Origin of the sequence: Nostocoides veronense, assembly GCF_039531185.1 — a bacterium.
Lineage (GTDB): Bacteria > Actinomycetota > Actinomycetes > Actinomycetales > Dermatophilaceae > Nostocoides_A > Nostocoides_A veronense.
Window position 1 is genome coordinate 1 of the sequence record NZ_BAAAPO010000003.1, and the last position, 14,374, is coordinate 14,374.

Here is a 14,374-nt window from a genome sequence, read left to right on the forward strand (position 1 = left end):
CTGCACTCGTCAACACCGACGAGCTACAGCTGGGACCAACGAGTTGCCCGCTCAAGTTCGATGAGCCCCCAAAACGGGCTGATCCACAGATTCTCGAACCCCCTGGTGATGGGGCGGCCCGGGCGCAAGGCTCGATGGCATGAACCTGGAACTCGGAACCCACCTGCTCGACCTAGCCCGCTGCCAGCACGGCATGCTCACCACAGAACAAGCCAATCGCGCTGGTTATGCGTCATGGGCACTTGCGAGATTGGTGGCCGCCAAGCAGCTCTTGCACCCAGGGCGGGGTCTGTATGCCGTTCCGGCCCTCGTCGACCAAAGCGAACTCGCCTGGCATCGGCATTTGAGCGTCGGCGGGCTCTTGATGTATCCCGATGCTCTGCTGACCGGTGCATCCGCCCTGATCGCTCGGGACCTGCCCGTTTGGGGTGCCGATCTGACGCGACCGCGGCTGGTGCGGCCTCCCGACCGGTCCCGAGGCGCGACATTTCTGTGGATTCGTCCCAATCGCGGTTCGCAGCCGTCGGTCAGCGAGCTGGGGCCGACGGTCGGGGTCGCCGATGCGCTCGTCCAGCATGCGCTCGATTCAGGTGTTCAGGCTGGCGTCGTTAGTGCGGACGCCGCAATGCACGCCCGCCTCGCGACACCCGAGGACATACAGATCGCTGCCCAGCGGGTCGAGAACTGGCCGAAGGGCAGCCGAGCAAGATCTATGACCGGGTTGATGGATGGTCGGCGCGAGTCTGTGGCCGAATCCCTGGCGGGCGTGAGCTTCGCCATGCACGGGATCCTGGTCGAGCCTCAGGTCCGGCTTTACGACCCGAACGGCACTTTCGTCGCCAGAGTCGACTTCCTCATTCCGGGCACGAATGTCGTCGTGGAAGTCGACGGTCGGCTGAAGTACGCGTCGGGAGACCCTCAGGTTCTATGGGATGAGAAGCGTCGCGAGGACGCGATTCGCCGACTTGGTTATGTCGTGGTCCGCCTTACGTGGGCTGACTTGATGAATCCTGAAGTCTTGATTGCCAAGGTGCGCGCGGCGCTGGCCATGGCCGCCTAGCCCACGCCTAACCCGCCGCGCCGCTGCTTACCGCCAGAAGTCTGCGCTTTGCCCCTGCTCTAAAGCAGGGTCAACCGCACACTTTCGGCATCCGGAGAAAAATGAGCTTACTCAGCTGGGCGCAGGGTGAGGCTGATGGAGTTGATGCAGTAGCGCTGGTCGGTGGGGGTGGCGTAGCCCTCGCCCTCGAAGACGTGGCCGAGGTGGGAGCCGCAGGTGGCGCAGCGGACTTCAACGCGCGGGCGGCCGGGGAGCGAGCGGTCCTCGATGTACTCCACGCTCTCACCCGCCAGCGGCGAGTAGAACGACGGCCAACCGCAGTGGCTCTCGAACTTCGTGTCCGAGGTGAACAGCTCGGCGCCGCAGGCGCGGCAGGCATAGGTCCCGACCGTCTTGGTGTCGGTGTATTCGCCGGTGAATGGCCGCTCGGTGCCGGCCTGGCGGAGCACGGCATACTCCTGCGGGCTCAACTGCACGCGCCACTGCTCGTCGGTGCGCGTGACGTCATACTCCCGGTCGCTGTGCAATGTGCCCATCACCCGATTCTGGCATGCAATCGATGTCCCGCCCCCCGGCGAGATCGCCGCACTCGACCAGCAGCAACTGCGGCGCGGCCGCGAGATATGCCCGCCCGCCCGCGTCGCCGGTCAGGGTCGCCCGCATCGCGGCGAAGTGGTCGCGACCAAGGAGCACCGGGTGCCCGACGTGCCCGTTGTATGCCGCCCGCGCCAGCGCCGCTGTCCCGGCACCTGCGCGCCCCGCGACCCGGGCGACGATCTCGGGGCCGACATCGGGCAGGTCGACCAGGTGCAGCATGACCTGGTCAACCTCCAGGTCAAGCGCGAGATCGAGCGCCGCTCGCGTCGAGGCGCTCATCCCTTCGGACCAGTCCGGCACGGGTACGGCGATGACCCCGTCCGGCGGCGGCACCTTGGCAGCACCCATGCACACGGCCACCGCATCGCAGCCCCCGACAGCCAGCGCCGCGATCGCCCCGCGCAACCAGGCGCCATCGGCCGCCAAGATCTTCGGGCCACCGAAGCGCCGTCCGGCGCCCGCGGCCAGCACGACGCCGAGGCGCCGGGGCGATGGCGGGGGAGCGGGGGGCATACGCCCCATTGTGGTCGTCACCTCAGCAACGACGACCGGGGTGAGCGCGAGAACCTGAGACGATGACTCGGTGAGCAGGAAGGCAGTGGCCGTCAAGGCGGCGATCGGGGCTGCGGCGGTGGGCAGTTCGGCGGCCGCCGGCACCGCAGCGGCCTCCTTGACCGCTGCGGCCTACTTCGCGCGTCGAGTGCTCACCCCGGACCGCCGCCGCCCCGATGACGTCGAACTGCTCGAGACCGGCGTCGACGATGTGGTCTTCGCCGAGAGCCCGGAGGCGGTCGTGCCGGGCAGGTATGGCGTGTGGCTGGAAGGCGGACGCGGGCACCTGCGCGTGGGCGAGATCCTCGAGCACGACACCACCGCCAAGACCGTCCGGCGGCGGATCATCTCGCGCGATTACGGCATCTTGCGGCCCGGCCCTGCGCGCTGGAATGGCTATTACTACTACGCCCCACCGGAGATCAGCCTCGGCCTCGCCACCCAACATGTCCACGTCCTGAGCGATCTCGGGCCGATGCCCGCGTGGGTCGTGCCGGGTATGGGCGATGGCTCTCAGTGGGCGATCCTCGTCCACGGGCGCGGGGCCCGCCGCGAGGAAACGGTCCGAGCCATCTCACCGGTGCTGGCCGCCCGCCATACCGTCCTGGTCCCCAGCTATCGCAATGACGAAGGCGCACCCAGCGGACCGGACGGTCGCTACAACCTTGGCCTGTCGGAGTGGCGTGATATCGAGGCGGCCATCGCGTATGCCGTGGAGCGCGGCGCCACCGACGTGGCCCTGATTGGCTGGTCGATGGGCGGAGCCATCGTGCTGCAATTGCTAGCCCGGTCCCCGCTCGCGTCGGTCGTCAGCAAGGTGATCCTCGACGGGCCTGTCGTGGACTGGAATGACGTCCTGGCCCACCATGCCCGGGCCCATGGCGTGCCCGAGCGCGTCGGGGGGCTCAGTCGCACGATCATGGGAAAGCGGTGGTCACGGCGCCTTGTCGGGGTGCACGAGTCCGTCGATGTGGCCAAGACCAATTGGGTGGCCCGGGCGGCCGAGTTGCACCACCCGATCCTGCTCATCCACAGCCGCGACGACGAATTCGTCCCGGTTGGGCCGTCCGAGGCGCTTGCCGAAGTTCGCCCGGATCTGGTCACCTTCGTTCCGTGGGAACGGGCGCGGCATTGCAAGGAGTGGAACACCGATCCGCTGCGGTGGGAGTCCGAGGTCGCGGCCTACCTGCGGCGCTGATCCTCGACCTCGCGACGCCAAAAACTCGTCAGCTCAGCACGCCCACAACCCCAGCAGCGTCCCGTCAGACTCCATCAAATGTCTCAACCTCACGTCAAGGGTGAAGTCCGTGCCGTGCGCGATTCGCGGCCCACCCCCGCCGACCAACTGCGGCACCCAGGTCAGGGCCAGCTCATCGATCAGCCCGCGACGCAGCAGCTCGGCGTGCACGCGCGGCCCGCCCTCGGTGAGGATTCGTCGATGGCCGTGCTGCTGCAGGCGCACCAGCACCTGCGCCACATCGACCTGCCCGGCCCCGACCGTCCAGACATGCTCCTCGCCGAGCAGCTCCCGCGCCTGTGCCAGCCGCTTCGGCTCCGCGCCCTCCACCGTCACCAGGATGGCCAACCCCTGCTGGACGGGTTCGGACAGCCAGCCACGGGGGATCAGGCAGCGAGTGCTTAAGCCCACGAGGGGCTTGGTGCCGGCGGACGGCCCATACCCCTCCGCCTCCAGGGTGGCCGCCCCGACCACGACCACATCCGCGAGCTCGCGATTGAGGTCGAAGACCACCTTGTCCGCGGCATTGTTGATCGAACCCGTCAAGCCGTCGGCACCCGTTCCGGCCCCATCCAGGGTCGCGACGAAGTTGCTGCGCACCGCACCCGACTCGGGGAAGGAGTACAACTGCCGGAGCAGGGCGTCATCGGCGGCGGCACCAGGCGTCATACCCGGCAGATCGGAGGAGAGCAGGCGCATGCGGTCAGTCTGCGGGACGGACCTGCCATGATGCCTGCATGGCCAAAGACAAAAAGAGTAAGAAGAAGGACAAGAAGAGTAAGAAGGCGGCCAAGGAACTCGAGGTCATCGCCAAGGACCTGGCCCAGCGCAAGGCTGTGCGCAACGCCAAGAAGGCGAAGGACGCGAAGATCAAGGTCGCTGCGGAGAAGGTCGCCGAGGTCGTGGCGCCCAAGGCGTCCGACGCACCCAATCCGTTCGACCTCGCCGACGCCCTCCGCGCTGGCCCCGGCTTCGTGCTCACCGATCTCGACACCTCATCGACACCCGGCTTTGACGGCAGCCGCGAGGAGGCCGAGGCCCTCATGGGCCCGCTGGCCGAGCAGGTCGCCGACCTACAGGAGCGGTTGTATGCCGAAGCGAAAGCCGGCGGGAAGCGCTCGGTTCTCTTGGTCATCCAGGGCATGGACACCTCCGGCAAGGGCGGCATCATGCGCCATGTCGTCGGCGCGGCCGACCCGCAGGGCGTGGACATCACCGCCTTCAAGGCCCCGACGAAGGAAGAGCGGGCCCACCCCTTCCTCTGGCGGATCCGCAATGCCCTTCCCGAGCCGGGCATCATCGGCGTCTTCGATCGCAGTCACTACGAGGATGTGCTCATCGTCCGTGTCCATGACCTGGTGCCGCGGACGCAGTGGGCTCGCCGCTATGCGCAGATCAATGCCTTCGAAAAGCAGGTCGTGGCGTCCGGGACGACCGTGATCAAGGTGATGCTCGACATCTCCCGGGACGAGCAGAAGGCCCGGCTCGCCGAGCGACTCGCCAATCCGGAGAAGCATTGGAAGTTCAACCCGGGCGATCTTGACGAGCGCGCCTACTGGGATGACTACATGCAGGCCTATCAGGCTGCCATCGACAAGTGCTCCACCGACGAGGCGCCCTGGTATGTCGTGCCGGCGGACCGCAAATGGTATGCCCGCCTGGCCGTGATGAACCTGCTGCTCAACGCGCTGCAGGGCCTTGACCCGCAGTGGCCGGCCGCCGAATTCGACGTCGCCGAACAGCAGCGTCGGCTCGAGGAGGACGTCCAGAAGTCGGCCGACGAGGACTCAACGTCTAGCTGAGGTCCACGCCTGCGGGCGTGCGACTGAGCACAGCCGGGGCGGCGGAGCGCACCACATCAGCGGGCAAGGTCCCAAAGGTGGCGCCCCGCTCTCCGGCGATCCGCGTCGCGACGAAGGCCTGCGCCACGGGCGCCTCGGCATACCTCACCATCAGGCTCGCCTGCAGGGTGAGGGCGAGGTCCTCGACGACTCGGCGGGCGATCAGTGGGGCATCGACATCAAGGGCCCCGCCGGCCATCGGCTCGATCCGGTCAATGGCGGAGTCCAGCCGGGCATCGAAACCGCGCGCCAGCGTGGCCTCCTTGGCCAGCGCCGCCAGCGAGGCCGGCTCGCGGGCGATGGCGCGCAGCACGTCGAGGGCGTTGACATTGCCCGAGCCCTCCCAGATCGAGTTCAGCGGAGCCTCGCGGAGCAGGCGCGCCATGCCGTTCTCCTCGACATAGCCCAGCCCGCCCAGGCATTCCAGCGCCTCGGCCACCATCGGCGTCGCGCGCTTGCACACCCAGAACTTGCCCAGCGCCACCGCCAACCGCGCGAAATCGTCCTCGCCTTCATCGACGGCGTGGGCCAGGCGCATCGCGAGCAGGGTGGCGGCCTCGGACTCCAGCGCGAGATCGGTCAGGACGTTGCGCATCAGGGGCGCATCGAGCAGGCGCGTCCCGAAGGCGCTGCGGTACGCCGTGTGGTGCACCGCCCGCACGAGCGCCGCGCGCATCGTCGCCGCGGATCCGAGGACGCAGTCGAGCCGGGTCGCGGAGACCATCTCGATGATCGTCGCAATCCCACGGCCGGGCTCGCCGAGCGGCGTCGCCCAGGTGTCCTCGAACTCGACCTCGGAGGAGGCATTGGCGCGATTTCCCAGCTTGTCCTTCAGCCGCTGGATCGCAAAGGGATTGCGCGTGCCGTCGGGCAGGACGCGGGGGAGCAGGAAGCAGGTCAGCCCGGCGGGGGCCTGCGCGAGCACGAGGAAGCCATCGCTCATCGGCGCTGAACAGAACCATTTATGACCCCGCAGCCGGTGGCTTTGGTCTCCAAGCGGGCCGCTGGCGTCCGGCGTCGCGGTGGTGGTGTTGGCGCGGACATCGGAGCCGCCTTGCTTCTCGGTCATGCCCATGCCGACGAGGGCACCGGGCTTGGCATCGATCGACGTCAGCTGCGGGTCGTAGGCACGGGACGCCAGCTTGGGGAGCCAGGTCCCGCGAGCCTGTGGGTCGCGGGCGAGGACGGGCGCGGCGGCATACGTCATGGACACCGGGCACAGGTGCCCCGCCTCGACCTGGCCCCAGACGTAGAAGCCGGCCGCCCGCGCCAGGTGCGCGCCGCTGCCCGCCGGCCGAGTCCACGGCTCGGCCGTGAGTCCGTGCCCCACGGCCACCGTCATGAGCTGGTGGTATGCCGGGTGGTAGTCGACCTCGTCCAGCCGCCGGCCCCGCGCGTCGTGGCTGCGCAGCACCGGGGGAGTGGAGTCCGCCTGCACGCCCCAGGTCAGGGCCTGCTCCGCGCCGGCCTGCGCTCCGAGCCGGGTGACATCCGCGGTCGGGGCACCCCACCGGGCGGTGGCCTCCATCAGGGTTGGGTCGGTGCGGAAAAGATCGTCCCCGCCATAGACCGGGCTTTGGTTGAACACCTCATGGGTCGGCATGCGCGTGAGGATACGTCCGCGCGCCGGGCCGCCCGTGAGTTGAGTAGCGCGACTCACGCCCTGCCGTCGCCGCGCGAGGAGACTTCTCGGCATGAGCACCAGCCGATATGCCGCCACCGCAGTTCTGGTCGCAGCCCTGGTCCCCGCTCTGGCTGGCTGTGGGAATTTCATCACCACGGAGATCGTCGGCATGGTCGGCGTGACGGCCGATGCCGAGGGGCGCCCGGTGGTTATCGTCGCTCCCTGTGGCGCCGCAATCGACCGGGTGCATGTCGTCGAACTGCTGGACCGCTCGAAAGTCAGTGAGCAGGAAACCAATCCGGTGCTGCTCGAGCTGGCCCGCCCTTCGGCGCTCACCGGTTCGACCACGCTCGACCTGGCTGCGCCCGGCGAGTGGACCCCGCAGGGCGCCTTCGATCCGGCCGCCCAGGCCGCGGTCGTCATCGGCGCCGCCTCCAGCACCAAAGACCAAAGTGCCACTCCAGTCCAGGTGACGACGGCGCAGTATGCCGATCTCGACGCCTCCCACGTCCGGGTGCGCGAAGACGAGGTGTGGACGCGCGCGGACTTCGATGCTCTGGCGTGCCGTCGCGATGCGTGGCCGACGGTGACCAGATCGTGAACTTTCCGGTGCCCGCGCCCCGCCGTGTCGGTCACAGCAATCACACACGTCACAGTTACCGTTGAGACGTGGTGGAGGCGAAAGGTGCACTCAAGCGTGCCCTGGGGGACATTCCGGGCGGGCTGTGGCTCGCTCGGGTGATCGCCGAGACGGTTCGCATCTGTCTGCGCTATCGCGTCACCGGCCTCGCCTCGGAGGCCGGTTTCTTTGCGCTGCTGAGTTTTCCGCCGCTGATCCTCGGGCTCTTCGGTGGCGTCGGCTATATCGGCCAGCGCCTCGGCGAGGTGACGGTCGACTCCTTCACCCAGCAGATCAGTGAGTATGCCGGCCGCTTCGTCACCCCCGAAGTCATCGACGATCTGCTCTTGCCCACGATCTCCGACACCTTCTCCAGCGGCCGCAGCGATCTGATCTCGCTCGGCTTCCTGCTCTCGCTGTGGTCGGGCTCGCGTGCCTTGAATGTCTTCATCGACACCATCGCGATCATGTATGGCCAGTCCGGCGTGCGCGGGATCGTGCGCACCCGCGCGCTGTCGTTCACGATGTATATCGTCACGCTGGTCGTGGGGGTCGTCATGATCCCGCTGGTGTTGATCGGCCCGACGCTGCTGGGCCGGATCCTGCCGACCCGACTCGATTTCCTTGTCGGTGCCTATTGGCCGGTCGTGACCGTGCTCGTCCTCGCGTCCGTGACCACGCTGTATCACATCGCCAATCCCAAGCGGACCCCGTGGTTGCGCGATCTGCCGGGCGCGATCCTGACGCTGGTGCTGTGGGCGATCGCGTCATATGCCGTGCGTGGCACCATTGCTGCCTCGCTCGGCGGGACCTCGATCTATGGACCGTTGTCGACGCCGATCGTGCTGCTGATCTGGCTGTATTTCATCGCCATCGCGGTGCTCATCGGGGCCGCCTTCAATGCCGCGACGCTGCGCATCAATCCGGCCCAAAAGGCCGTCGCGGTGCGTCGCGAACGACCCAACCGGCCACTCACGCCGTTCCCCGAAGGACCGGACACCATGGAGCGTCTGACCCGATTTGGGTATGCCCGCCTGCATGGGTTAAGGTCTCTGAGCGCACGAACGAGGGCCACCTCGGACGTCGCAAGTGCGGATGTAGCTCAGTTGGTAGAGCGCAACCTTGCCAAGGTTGAGGTCGCCGGTTCGAGGCCGGTCATCCGCTCGGAGGGTTAAGGCCCCCTTTGGTGGAGTGGCCGAGAGGCGAGGCAGCGGCCTGCAAAGCCGCGTACACGGGTTCAAATCCCGTCTCCACCTCGATTAACCCGCACGACCTGGGCGATTGGCGCAGCGGTAGCGCGCTTCCTTGACACGGAAGAGGTCACTGGTTCAAACCCAGTATCGCCCACCAGCACGAAACGGCCCCTGACCAGCGGAAACGCAACGTCAGGGGTCTTTCTCCTTTGCATCGCGTGCTACGTCCGCGCTGGATCCGCGCACCACTGCCGCCAGCCCCCGTCGAGTTCGGGAAACACGCCGAGCGCGCGCGGTGCGCATCGGCGTGTTTCCCGAACTCGACGGCGCTCTCCGGGCCCCTCAGGCGTCCTGGGAGTAGACAAGCGCGGCATACGGCCCGATGCTCACCTCAGCCCGGTACGGCAAGCCGTCGCACCAGCCCTCCTGCGCCTGGACATCCCGCGCGTGCACTGCCCCCAGTCCCGGCCCGAAGCACGGCGCGTCGGTGTTGAGCCGCAACGTCCACTGGCCGGCGCGAGGCAGGCCCACGGCATAACCATGCACGGGCCGGGCCGAGAGGTTCACGACAACGACGGTGTCATCCCTGGGCCCGCCCTGATGCCAGCGGTGGACCACGATGATCCCGCGCGCCGGATCGACCCGCAGAACACGCGTGCCGCGACCACGCAGACCCGCCGTCACCCCGGGGAGGTTGCGGCGCAACGCGATCAGGGCGCGGGTCAGGTGCAGGAATCCGCTATGCCGATGCGCTTTGCCCCAGTCCACCGGTCGGGTGTCCTCGAACCATCGATCCTCCAGGATGTCCTGGCCCTGGAAGAGCAGGGGTATGCCGGGGGAGGTGAGCGTGAGCACCAGGCCAAGGGCGGCGCGCTGGCGGGCGGGCAGCGAGTCGGCCGCGCCGGGAGCTATCGACTCCGGCAGCCGGGTGCGGCCATTGGCGACCTCGTCGTGGGATTCGGTGAAGATCACCCGCTGGTGCACCTCGCCCAGCCCGGCCGCGGCGATCGCCGCCGCAACACCGCCGACATCCCGATCCTCGTCGCGCAGCGCTTCAAGGGCTCCGCGGACAGTGCGGACGAAATGCGCATCCCACTGTCCGTGAAAGCCCAAGCCGCCGTCGGCGACGTCGGCCGTCACGAGGGGGTCGGACTGCATATCCTCGGCAATCAGCAGCTTCCACGGCTGGCGGGAACGCAGATCGCTGGTCAGCGACGCGAGGTAGCGATGGCCAGCGCCGAGCCGCTGGGCCGGGTCGCGGACATCGCCCCATCGCGCCCGGATGTAGTTGGTGGCATCGAAGCGCAGCCCGTCGACGCGGAAGTCCTCCAGCCACATGACGGCTGAGTCGCGCAGATAGTTGCGCACGTCCTTGCGGTGGTAGTTGGGACGCGTTGCGCCCCACGGCGTGCGGGCTCGCTGGTCGTTGTAGAAGTAGATCCCGCCGTAGTGCGATCGATGCCATCCGTCGAACCGCCAGAGGTCCAGATCGCTTGGCCCGAGATGGTTGTGAACGACGTCGAGGATCACCGCGATCCCGCGCCGATGGGCCTCGCGAACGAAGTGCGTCAGGCCGCGCGGGCCGCCATACGAACTCTCCACCGCAAAGGGGTGCGCCGGGTTATAGCCCCACGAGGTGTCGCCGGCGAACTCCGCACACGGCATGATCTCGACGGCATTGACCCCCAGCCAGGCGAGGTGGTCCAGGCGCGCGGCCGCGGCCTCGAAGGTGCGTCCATGCGGCCCGCCAGCCGCGAAGGTGGGGATGTGGACCTCATATATGACGACGTCATCCCAGGCGGGCATCTCGAAAGGCTCGCTGCCCCAGTCCACGGCTCGCGGATCGAACACGATGGCATTGCCGCGGGAGTGGGTCACCTGCCGAGCGACGGGGTCGATGCGCCACAGATACGGCCCGCCGCGCCGGACCAGGAAGCGGTATTCGGAGCCGGTGCGGGCCGCGGGGACGAAGGCCGACCAGGTGCCGGCCCGCGAGTGATCGCGGGCCATCGGCGTCATCCGTCGGCGCTCCCAGCCGCAGAAGTCGCCGATCACGGCGACATTGCGGGCATTCGGCGCCCACACCCGGAAGGTCACCCCGCCGTCGTGGGGGATGGCGCCCATCCCGCCGTGGAGTGATCGTTGCCCGGGCATTGGTTCACTGTATGTCGTTCCGCCGCAGCGACTCTGGGCGCCGTGTGCGGCGGCATCACAAGTGCGGCTCCTCGCAGCACCGCTAGGAGCGGCCCTCCCAATAGCGTTGGTCGCTCGCCGCCCCGGTCCCGGTCACTGCGCGAACGGCTGGCGTCATTCTTGGCCGCTCGAGCGCCGCTGCGCTTCATAGCCCGCGGTGCGCCGACGACCCTCCGCGCGGTCCGCAGCGGCCTGATCACTTCGGCGGCGTTCGTCGGCCATGCCTTCGCGCACCTGCCTGTCGAGGTAGTCGTCGGACTCCTTCATATCGGTGGCAAGGGCGCCTCCGAAGAAGCCGAGCGCCCGCATGATGAAGGGCACGATGAAGCCGGCGAACATGACACTCGCGAAGAGGTATAGTCCCGCGGCGAGGCTCAGCCAGGTCGAGTGACCTTGACGGAATGAGGTGAGCATCAGAACGGCCAAGAGGGCCGCGACGGGCAGCACCCGAGACGACCGTTTGGCGATCCGCCAACTCGCAGGGTCGATGACATTGGCCTCCACGACAGCCCGCGGGCGCTCCCAGAGGGTCACGGCATAGGCGAGGCAGGCGCCCGGCAGAAGCAGGAGGACGGCGCGAGGGATCAAGCCCGCGTTGCCAGCGGGCCCGGCATACGCGAAGCCCGCGACGGCGCAGCCGGCGACCGTATGCGCGGCGACCACGAGGTAGGTCGTGGCGCGCGACGCCAGGGCGACCAGAGCGGCGGCGCCAAGCGCCAGGATGCAGCCGGTGGCCACCGTGGACAGTTCTTCGACGGTGCCGAGGCGGGTCAGACCAATCGTGGTGGTGGCGCACCAGTCGTCCAATCCTGGGACCGGCGCTGTCGGCGCATAGGGTGGCCCGATGCTCAGTCCCGAACAACATGGCCGGGTTGTCGCGCTGGCCCAGGACTTCGCGCGCGAGGGGCGGACGGAGGATCTGGCCGACTTCCTCGACCACGGCGTGCCTGTGGACCTGCTCGATGGCGACGGGAACAGCTTGCTGATGCTCGCGGCATACAGCGGGCAGGAGGCGACCGTGGCCATGCTCCTGGAGCGCGGCGCGGATGCCAACCGTCGCAATAGCCGCGACCAGTCGCCGGTGGCCGGGGCGATCTTCAAGGGCGAGGACGCGATCGTCGCGCTGCTTTTGGCCGCCGGCGCTGATCTCGACGCCGGCACCCCGACGGCGCGTCAGGCGGCGCACCTCTTCGGCCGCGGGCACCTGCTCCCCGATCAGGCCGTATGACGCCCGCTTCCCCCGGGAAGTCTGCGCTTCACCCCTGCTCTCAAGCACGGTGAAGCGCACACTTTCGGCATCCGGAGAAAAATGGGTGACGGAAGGGGCCCGGGTGTGGTGTCGCACCCGGGCCCCTCGTCGCTCAGATCAGAGCAGGTCGCCGTCGAAGTCGGGACCGGACTCTAGGTCGTCCATGCCGGCCTTCGGGGCCTCGCCGGCACCGAGGGCGCGGATGGCCTCGGTGACGCCCGCGCCATACGCCGGGTCGGCGCTGGTGCAGTTGGCGATATGGCGGTCGATCGTCTCCTGCGAGGCGCCCGAGATCGCGCGAGCGGTGTTCTCGAAGAGCCGCTGCTTTTGGGCGTCGGTGAAGGAGTTGAACAGCGCCCGCGGCTGGCTGAAGTAGTCGTCGTCGTCCTCGCGGAAGTTGAACCGGTCGGCGAAGGGGTCGATCTTCAGGCCCGGCTCGCGGAACTGCGGCTGCTCCTGCCAGCGCCCGTAGGAGTTGGGCTCGATACCCGGCGTCGGCTCGGAGTGGATCCGCATGGCACCGTCGCGGTGGTAGGAGTTGGTGCCGGGCGCTCCCTTGGGCGAGTTCACCGGGATCTGGTGGTGGTTGACGCCGAGGCGGTAGCGCTGCGCGTCGCCATACGAGAAGAGGCGACCCTGCAGCATACGGTCAGGCGAAAAACCAATGCCGGGAACGACATTCGCGGGGGAGAAGGCCGACTGCTCGACCTCGGCGTGGTAGTTGTCCGCATTGCGGTTCAGCTCCCACTCGCCGACCTCGATCAGCGGGTAGTCCGCCTTCGGCCACACCTTGGTCAGATCGAACGGGTGATAGGGCACCTTCTCGGCGTCGGCCTCGGGCATGACCTGGACATACATCTTCCACTTCGGGAAGTCGCCCGCCTCGATCGCGTCGAAGAGCGCGCGCTGGCTCGACTCGCGGTCGCCGGCGATGATGTCGGCGGACTGCTGGTCGGTGAGGTTCTTCAGGCCCTGCTGGCTGCGGTGGTGGAATTTCACCCAGTAGCGCTCGCCGGCCTCGTTGTAGAACGAGTAGGTGTGGCTGGAGAAGCCGTTCATGAAGCGGTAGTCCGCCGGGATGCCGCGGTCCGACATCACGATGGTGACCTGGTGCAGCGCCTCGGGCAGGTTGGTCCAGAAGTCCCAGTTGTTCTCGGCATTGCGCAGGTTGGTCTTCGGATCGCGCTTGACGGCGTGGTTGAGGTCGGGGAATTTCAGCGGGTCGCGGAAGAAGAAGACCGGAGTGTTGTTGCCGACGATGTCCCAGTTGCCCTGGTCGGTGTAGAACTTCACCGCAAAGCCGCGGATGTCGCGCTCGGCGTCGGCGGCGCCGCGCTCACCGGCGACGGTGGAGAAGCGCACGAAGAGCTCGGTCTGCTTGCCGATCTCGCGGAAGATCGAGGCGCCGGTGTATGCCGTGATGTCACCGGTGACCGTGAAGGTGCCATAGGCGCCGGAGCCCTTGGCGTGCATGCGTCGCTCCGGGATGACCTCGCGGTCGAAGTGGGCGAGCTTCTCGAGGAACCACACATCTTGCAACAACAAGGGTCCGCGGGCACCCGCGGTCATGCTGTTCTGGTTCTCCCACACGGGAGCGCCGGCGACCGTGGTCAGTGGGGCGGTGTTGCCAGGGTTCTGGCGGGGGCCGGAGACTGACATTGTTGCGAGGACCTCCTAGTCCTGTTGTGGTGGAACGGAATTTTGACAATTGGGGCAAAGACCCCAATAGATAACCTCGGCTTCGTCGACGACGAATCCGTGGTCCGAGCTTTCGGTTTCCAAGCACGGCCGTATGCCGGTCGCACACGGCACGTCGACCAGCGCACCGCAGCCACGACAGACCAGGTGGTGGTGGTTGTCGCCGCGGTCGAGTTCGTAACGCGCGGGGGAGCCGGCAGGCTCGATGCGCCGCACCAAGCCCGCGTCACTGAGGGCCCGCAGCACGTCATACACGGCCTGGGTCGAGACGCCACCGAGGCGAACCCGAAGCTGCCCGGCGAGTGAGTCAACATCGACATGGCGCGACTCCTGCAATTCGGTCAGCGTCGCCACGCGCGGCGCCGTCACCCGCAGCCCGGCCCGGCGCAGCACCGCTGCGGGCTCGGTTCCGGCGGGGAAGGGCATATCCCCACCCTGGCATGGAAACTGGAATCCTTCAAGATTTGGCGTCCTACCTCACATTGCGTGTCGGCAGCACGTCTGTGCGGTA

At 67.9% G+C, this 14,374-nt stretch carries 14 protein-coding genes, 3 tRNA genes and 1 pseudogene; 9 read left to right on the top strand and 9 right to left on the bottom strand.

Annotated elements, in window-relative coordinates:
- The first annotated feature begins 139 nt into the window (after nucleotides 1-139).
- Nucleotides 140-1,060 carry a type IV toxin-antitoxin system AbiEi family antitoxin domain-containing protein gene (locus tag ABD225_RS00615; RefSeq protein ID WP_344079753.1) on the top strand — a complete coding sequence of 307 codons (921 nt, stop codon included), beginning with the start codon at nucleotides 140-142 and terminating at the stop codon, nucleotides 1,058-1,060.
- Nucleotides 1,061-1,167: 107 nt separating this feature from the next.
- Here the strand turns inward: ABD225_RS00615 and msrB are convergent, their stop codons facing one another.
- Both msrB and ABD225_RS00625 read right to left on the bottom strand, forming a co-directional pair.
- Nucleotides 1,168-1,596 (bottom strand): peptide-methionine (R)-S-oxide reductase MsrB, encoded by a 429-nt coding sequence (gene msrB, locus ABD225_RS00620; protein ID WP_344079756.1) that lies wholly within the window; start codon nucleotides 1,594-1,596, stop codon nucleotides 1,168-1,170.
- Nucleotides 1,565-2,170: a nucleotidyltransferase family protein gene (locus tag ABD225_RS00625; protein WP_344079759.1), complete on the bottom strand. Its 606-nt coding sequence runs from the start codon at nucleotides 2,168-2,170 to the stop codon at nucleotides 1,565-1,567. Before ABD225_RS00625 ends, msrB begins: the two co-directional genes overlap by 32 nt.
- 70 nt (nucleotides 2,171-2,240) lie before the next feature.
- Here ABD225_RS00625 and ABD225_RS00630 point away from each other — a divergent pair, with 70 nt between their 5' ends.
- Entirely contained in the window at nucleotides 2,241-3,407 is a 1,167-nt protein-coding gene (locus tag ABD225_RS00630; RefSeq protein WP_344079762.1) for an alpha/beta hydrolase family protein, read from the top strand.
- Between the two features lie 33 nt (nucleotides 3,408-3,440).
- On the opposite strand, the gene ABD225_RS00635 is transcribed toward ABD225_RS00630, so the two are convergent.
- Nucleotides 3,441-4,145, bottom strand: a complete 705-nt coding sequence (locus ABD225_RS00635) for a dihydrofolate reductase family protein (RefSeq protein ID WP_344079765.1) — start codon at nucleotides 4,143-4,145, stop codon at nucleotides 3,441-3,443.
- Nucleotides 4,146-4,183: 38 nt separating this feature from the next.
- Here ABD225_RS00635 and ABD225_RS00640 point away from each other — a divergent pair, with 38 nt between their 5' ends.
- Nucleotides 4,184-5,248 carry a polyphosphate kinase 2 family protein gene (locus ABD225_RS00640; protein ID WP_344079768.1) on the top strand — a complete coding sequence of 355 codons (1,065 nt, stop codon included), beginning with the start codon at nucleotides 4,184-4,186 and terminating at the stop codon, nucleotides 5,246-5,248.
- Here the strand turns inward: ABD225_RS00640 and ABD225_RS00645 are convergent.
- Nucleotides 5,241-6,890 carry an acyl-CoA dehydrogenase family protein gene (locus ABD225_RS00645; RefSeq protein ID WP_344079771.1) on the bottom strand — a complete coding sequence of 550 codons (1,650 nt, stop codon included), beginning with the start codon at nucleotides 6,888-6,890 and terminating at the stop codon, nucleotides 5,241-5,243. The two genes, ABD225_RS00640 and ABD225_RS00645, sit on opposite strands and share 8 nt — an antisense overlap.
- Before the next feature lie 91 nt (nucleotides 6,891-6,981).
- Here ABD225_RS00645 and ABD225_RS00650 point away from each other — a divergent pair, with 91 nt between their 5' ends.
- Both ABD225_RS00650 and ABD225_RS00655 read left to right on the top strand, forming a co-directional pair.
- Nucleotides 6,982-7,512, top strand: coding sequence for a hypothetical protein (locus ABD225_RS00650; protein WP_344079774.1), 531 nt, complete (start codon nucleotides 6,982-6,984; stop codon nucleotides 7,510-7,512).
- 137 nt (nucleotides 7,513-7,649) lie between these two features.
- Nucleotides 7,650-8,378, top strand: a pseudogene (locus ABD225_RS00655) (YihY/virulence factor BrkB family protein); the annotation flags it as partial.
- Here ABD225_RS00655 and ABD225_RS00660 read toward each other — a convergent pair.
- Nucleotides 8,348-8,506, bottom strand: coding sequence for a hypothetical protein (locus tag ABD225_RS00660; RefSeq protein ID WP_344079777.1), 159 nt, complete (start codon nucleotides 8,504-8,506; stop codon nucleotides 8,348-8,350). The pseudogene ABD225_RS00655 and the gene ABD225_RS00660 sit on opposite strands and share 31 nt — an antisense overlap.
- Nucleotides 8,507-8,621: 115 nt before the next feature.
- On the opposite strand from ABD225_RS00660, the gene ABD225_RS00665 reads away from it, so the two are divergent.
- The 3 genes from ABD225_RS00665 (at nucleotide 8,622) to ABD225_RS00675 (ending at nucleotide 8,880) form a co-directional block, all read left to right on the top strand.
- Nucleotides 8,622-8,694: transfer RNA gene (locus ABD225_RS00665), tRNA-Gly, on the top strand.
- A gap of 21 nt (nucleotides 8,695-8,715) precedes the next feature.
- Nucleotides 8,716-8,786: transfer RNA gene (locus ABD225_RS00670), tRNA-Cys, on the top strand.
- A 19-nt stretch (nucleotides 8,787-8,805) separates the two neighbouring features.
- Nucleotides 8,806-8,880 (top strand) — tRNA-Val (locus ABD225_RS00675).
- 185 nt (nucleotides 8,881-9,065) lie between these two features.
- On the opposite strand, the gene ABD225_RS00680 is transcribed toward ABD225_RS00675, so the two are convergent.
- Together ABD225_RS00680 and ABD225_RS00685 are read right to left on the bottom strand one after the other, a co-directional pair.
- The gene (locus tag ABD225_RS00680; protein WP_344079780.1) at nucleotides 9,066-10,877 is read right to left on the bottom strand and encodes an alpha-amylase family glycosyl hydrolase; all 1,812 of its coding nucleotides are present in this window, start codon (nucleotides 10,875-10,877) and stop codon (nucleotides 9,066-9,068) included.
- A 153-nt stretch (nucleotides 10,878-11,030) separates the two neighbouring features.
- Nucleotides 11,031-11,723, bottom strand: a complete 693-nt coding sequence (locus ABD225_RS00685) for a hypothetical protein (RefSeq protein ID WP_344079783.1) — start codon at nucleotides 11,721-11,723, stop codon at nucleotides 11,031-11,033.
- A 37-nt stretch (nucleotides 11,724-11,760) separates the two neighbouring features.
- On the opposite strand from ABD225_RS00685, the gene ABD225_RS00690 reads away from it, so the two are divergent.
- Nucleotides 11,761-12,144, top strand: a complete 384-nt coding sequence (locus ABD225_RS00690; protein ID WP_344079786.1) for an ankyrin repeat domain-containing protein — start codon at nucleotides 11,761-11,763, stop codon at nucleotides 12,142-12,144.
- A gap of 138 nt (nucleotides 12,145-12,282) precedes the next feature.
- Here ABD225_RS00690 and ABD225_RS00695 read toward each other — a convergent pair whose 3' ends face one another.
- Nucleotides 12,283-13,824 carry a catalase gene (locus ABD225_RS00695; RefSeq protein ID WP_048546513.1) on the bottom strand — a complete coding sequence of 514 codons (1,542 nt, stop codon included), beginning with the start codon at nucleotides 13,822-13,824 and terminating at the stop codon, nucleotides 12,283-12,285.
- Nucleotides 13,825-13,839: 15 nt separating this feature from the next.
- Nucleotides 13,840-14,289, bottom strand: coding sequence for a Fur family transcriptional regulator (locus ABD225_RS00700; RefSeq protein ID WP_344079794.1), 450 nt, complete (start codon nucleotides 14,287-14,289; stop codon nucleotides 13,840-13,842).
- Nucleotides 14,290-14,374 lie beyond the last annotated feature (85 nt).

Coding starts and splice junctions, on each gene's coding strand:
- ABD225_RS00615 (WP_344079753.1), top strand. CDS start 140: ATGAACCTGGAACTCGGAACCCACCTGCTCGACCTAGCCCGCTGCCAG.
- msrB (WP_344079756.1), bottom strand. CDS start 1,596: ATGGGCACATTGCACAGCGACCGGGAGTATGACGTCACGCGCACCGAC.
- ABD225_RS00625 (WP_344079759.1), bottom strand. CDS start 2,170: ATGCCCCCCGCTCCCCCGCCATCGCCCCGGCGCCTCGGCGTCGTGCTG.
- ABD225_RS00635 (WP_344079765.1), bottom strand. CDS start 4,145: ATGCGCCTGCTCTCCTCCGATCTGCCGGGTATGACGCCTGGTGCCGCC.
- ABD225_RS00640 (WP_344079768.1), top strand. CDS start 4,184: ATGGCCAAAGACAAAAAGAGTAAGAAGAAGGACAAGAAGAGTAAGAAG.
- ABD225_RS00645 (WP_344079771.1), bottom strand. CDS start 6,890: ATGCCGACCCATGAGGTGTTCAACCAAAGCCCGGTCTATGGCGGGGAC.
- ABD225_RS00650 (WP_344079774.1), top strand. CDS start 6,982: ATGAGCACCAGCCGATATGCCGCCACCGCAGTTCTGGTCGCAGCCCTG.
- ABD225_RS00680 (WP_344079780.1), bottom strand. CDS start 10,877: ATGCCCGGGCAACGATCACTCCACGGCGGGATGGGCGCCATCCCCCAC.
- ABD225_RS00690 (WP_344079786.1), top strand. CDS start 11,761: ATGCTCAGTCCCGAACAACATGGCCGGGTTGTCGCGCTGGCCCAGGAC.
- ABD225_RS00695 (WP_048546513.1), bottom strand. CDS start 13,824: ATGTCAGTCTCCGGCCCCCGCCAGAACCCTGGCAACACCGCCCCACTG.
- ABD225_RS00700 (WP_344079794.1), bottom strand. CDS start 14,289: ATGCCCTTCCCCGCCGGAACCGAGCCCGCAGCGGTGCTGCGCCGGGCC.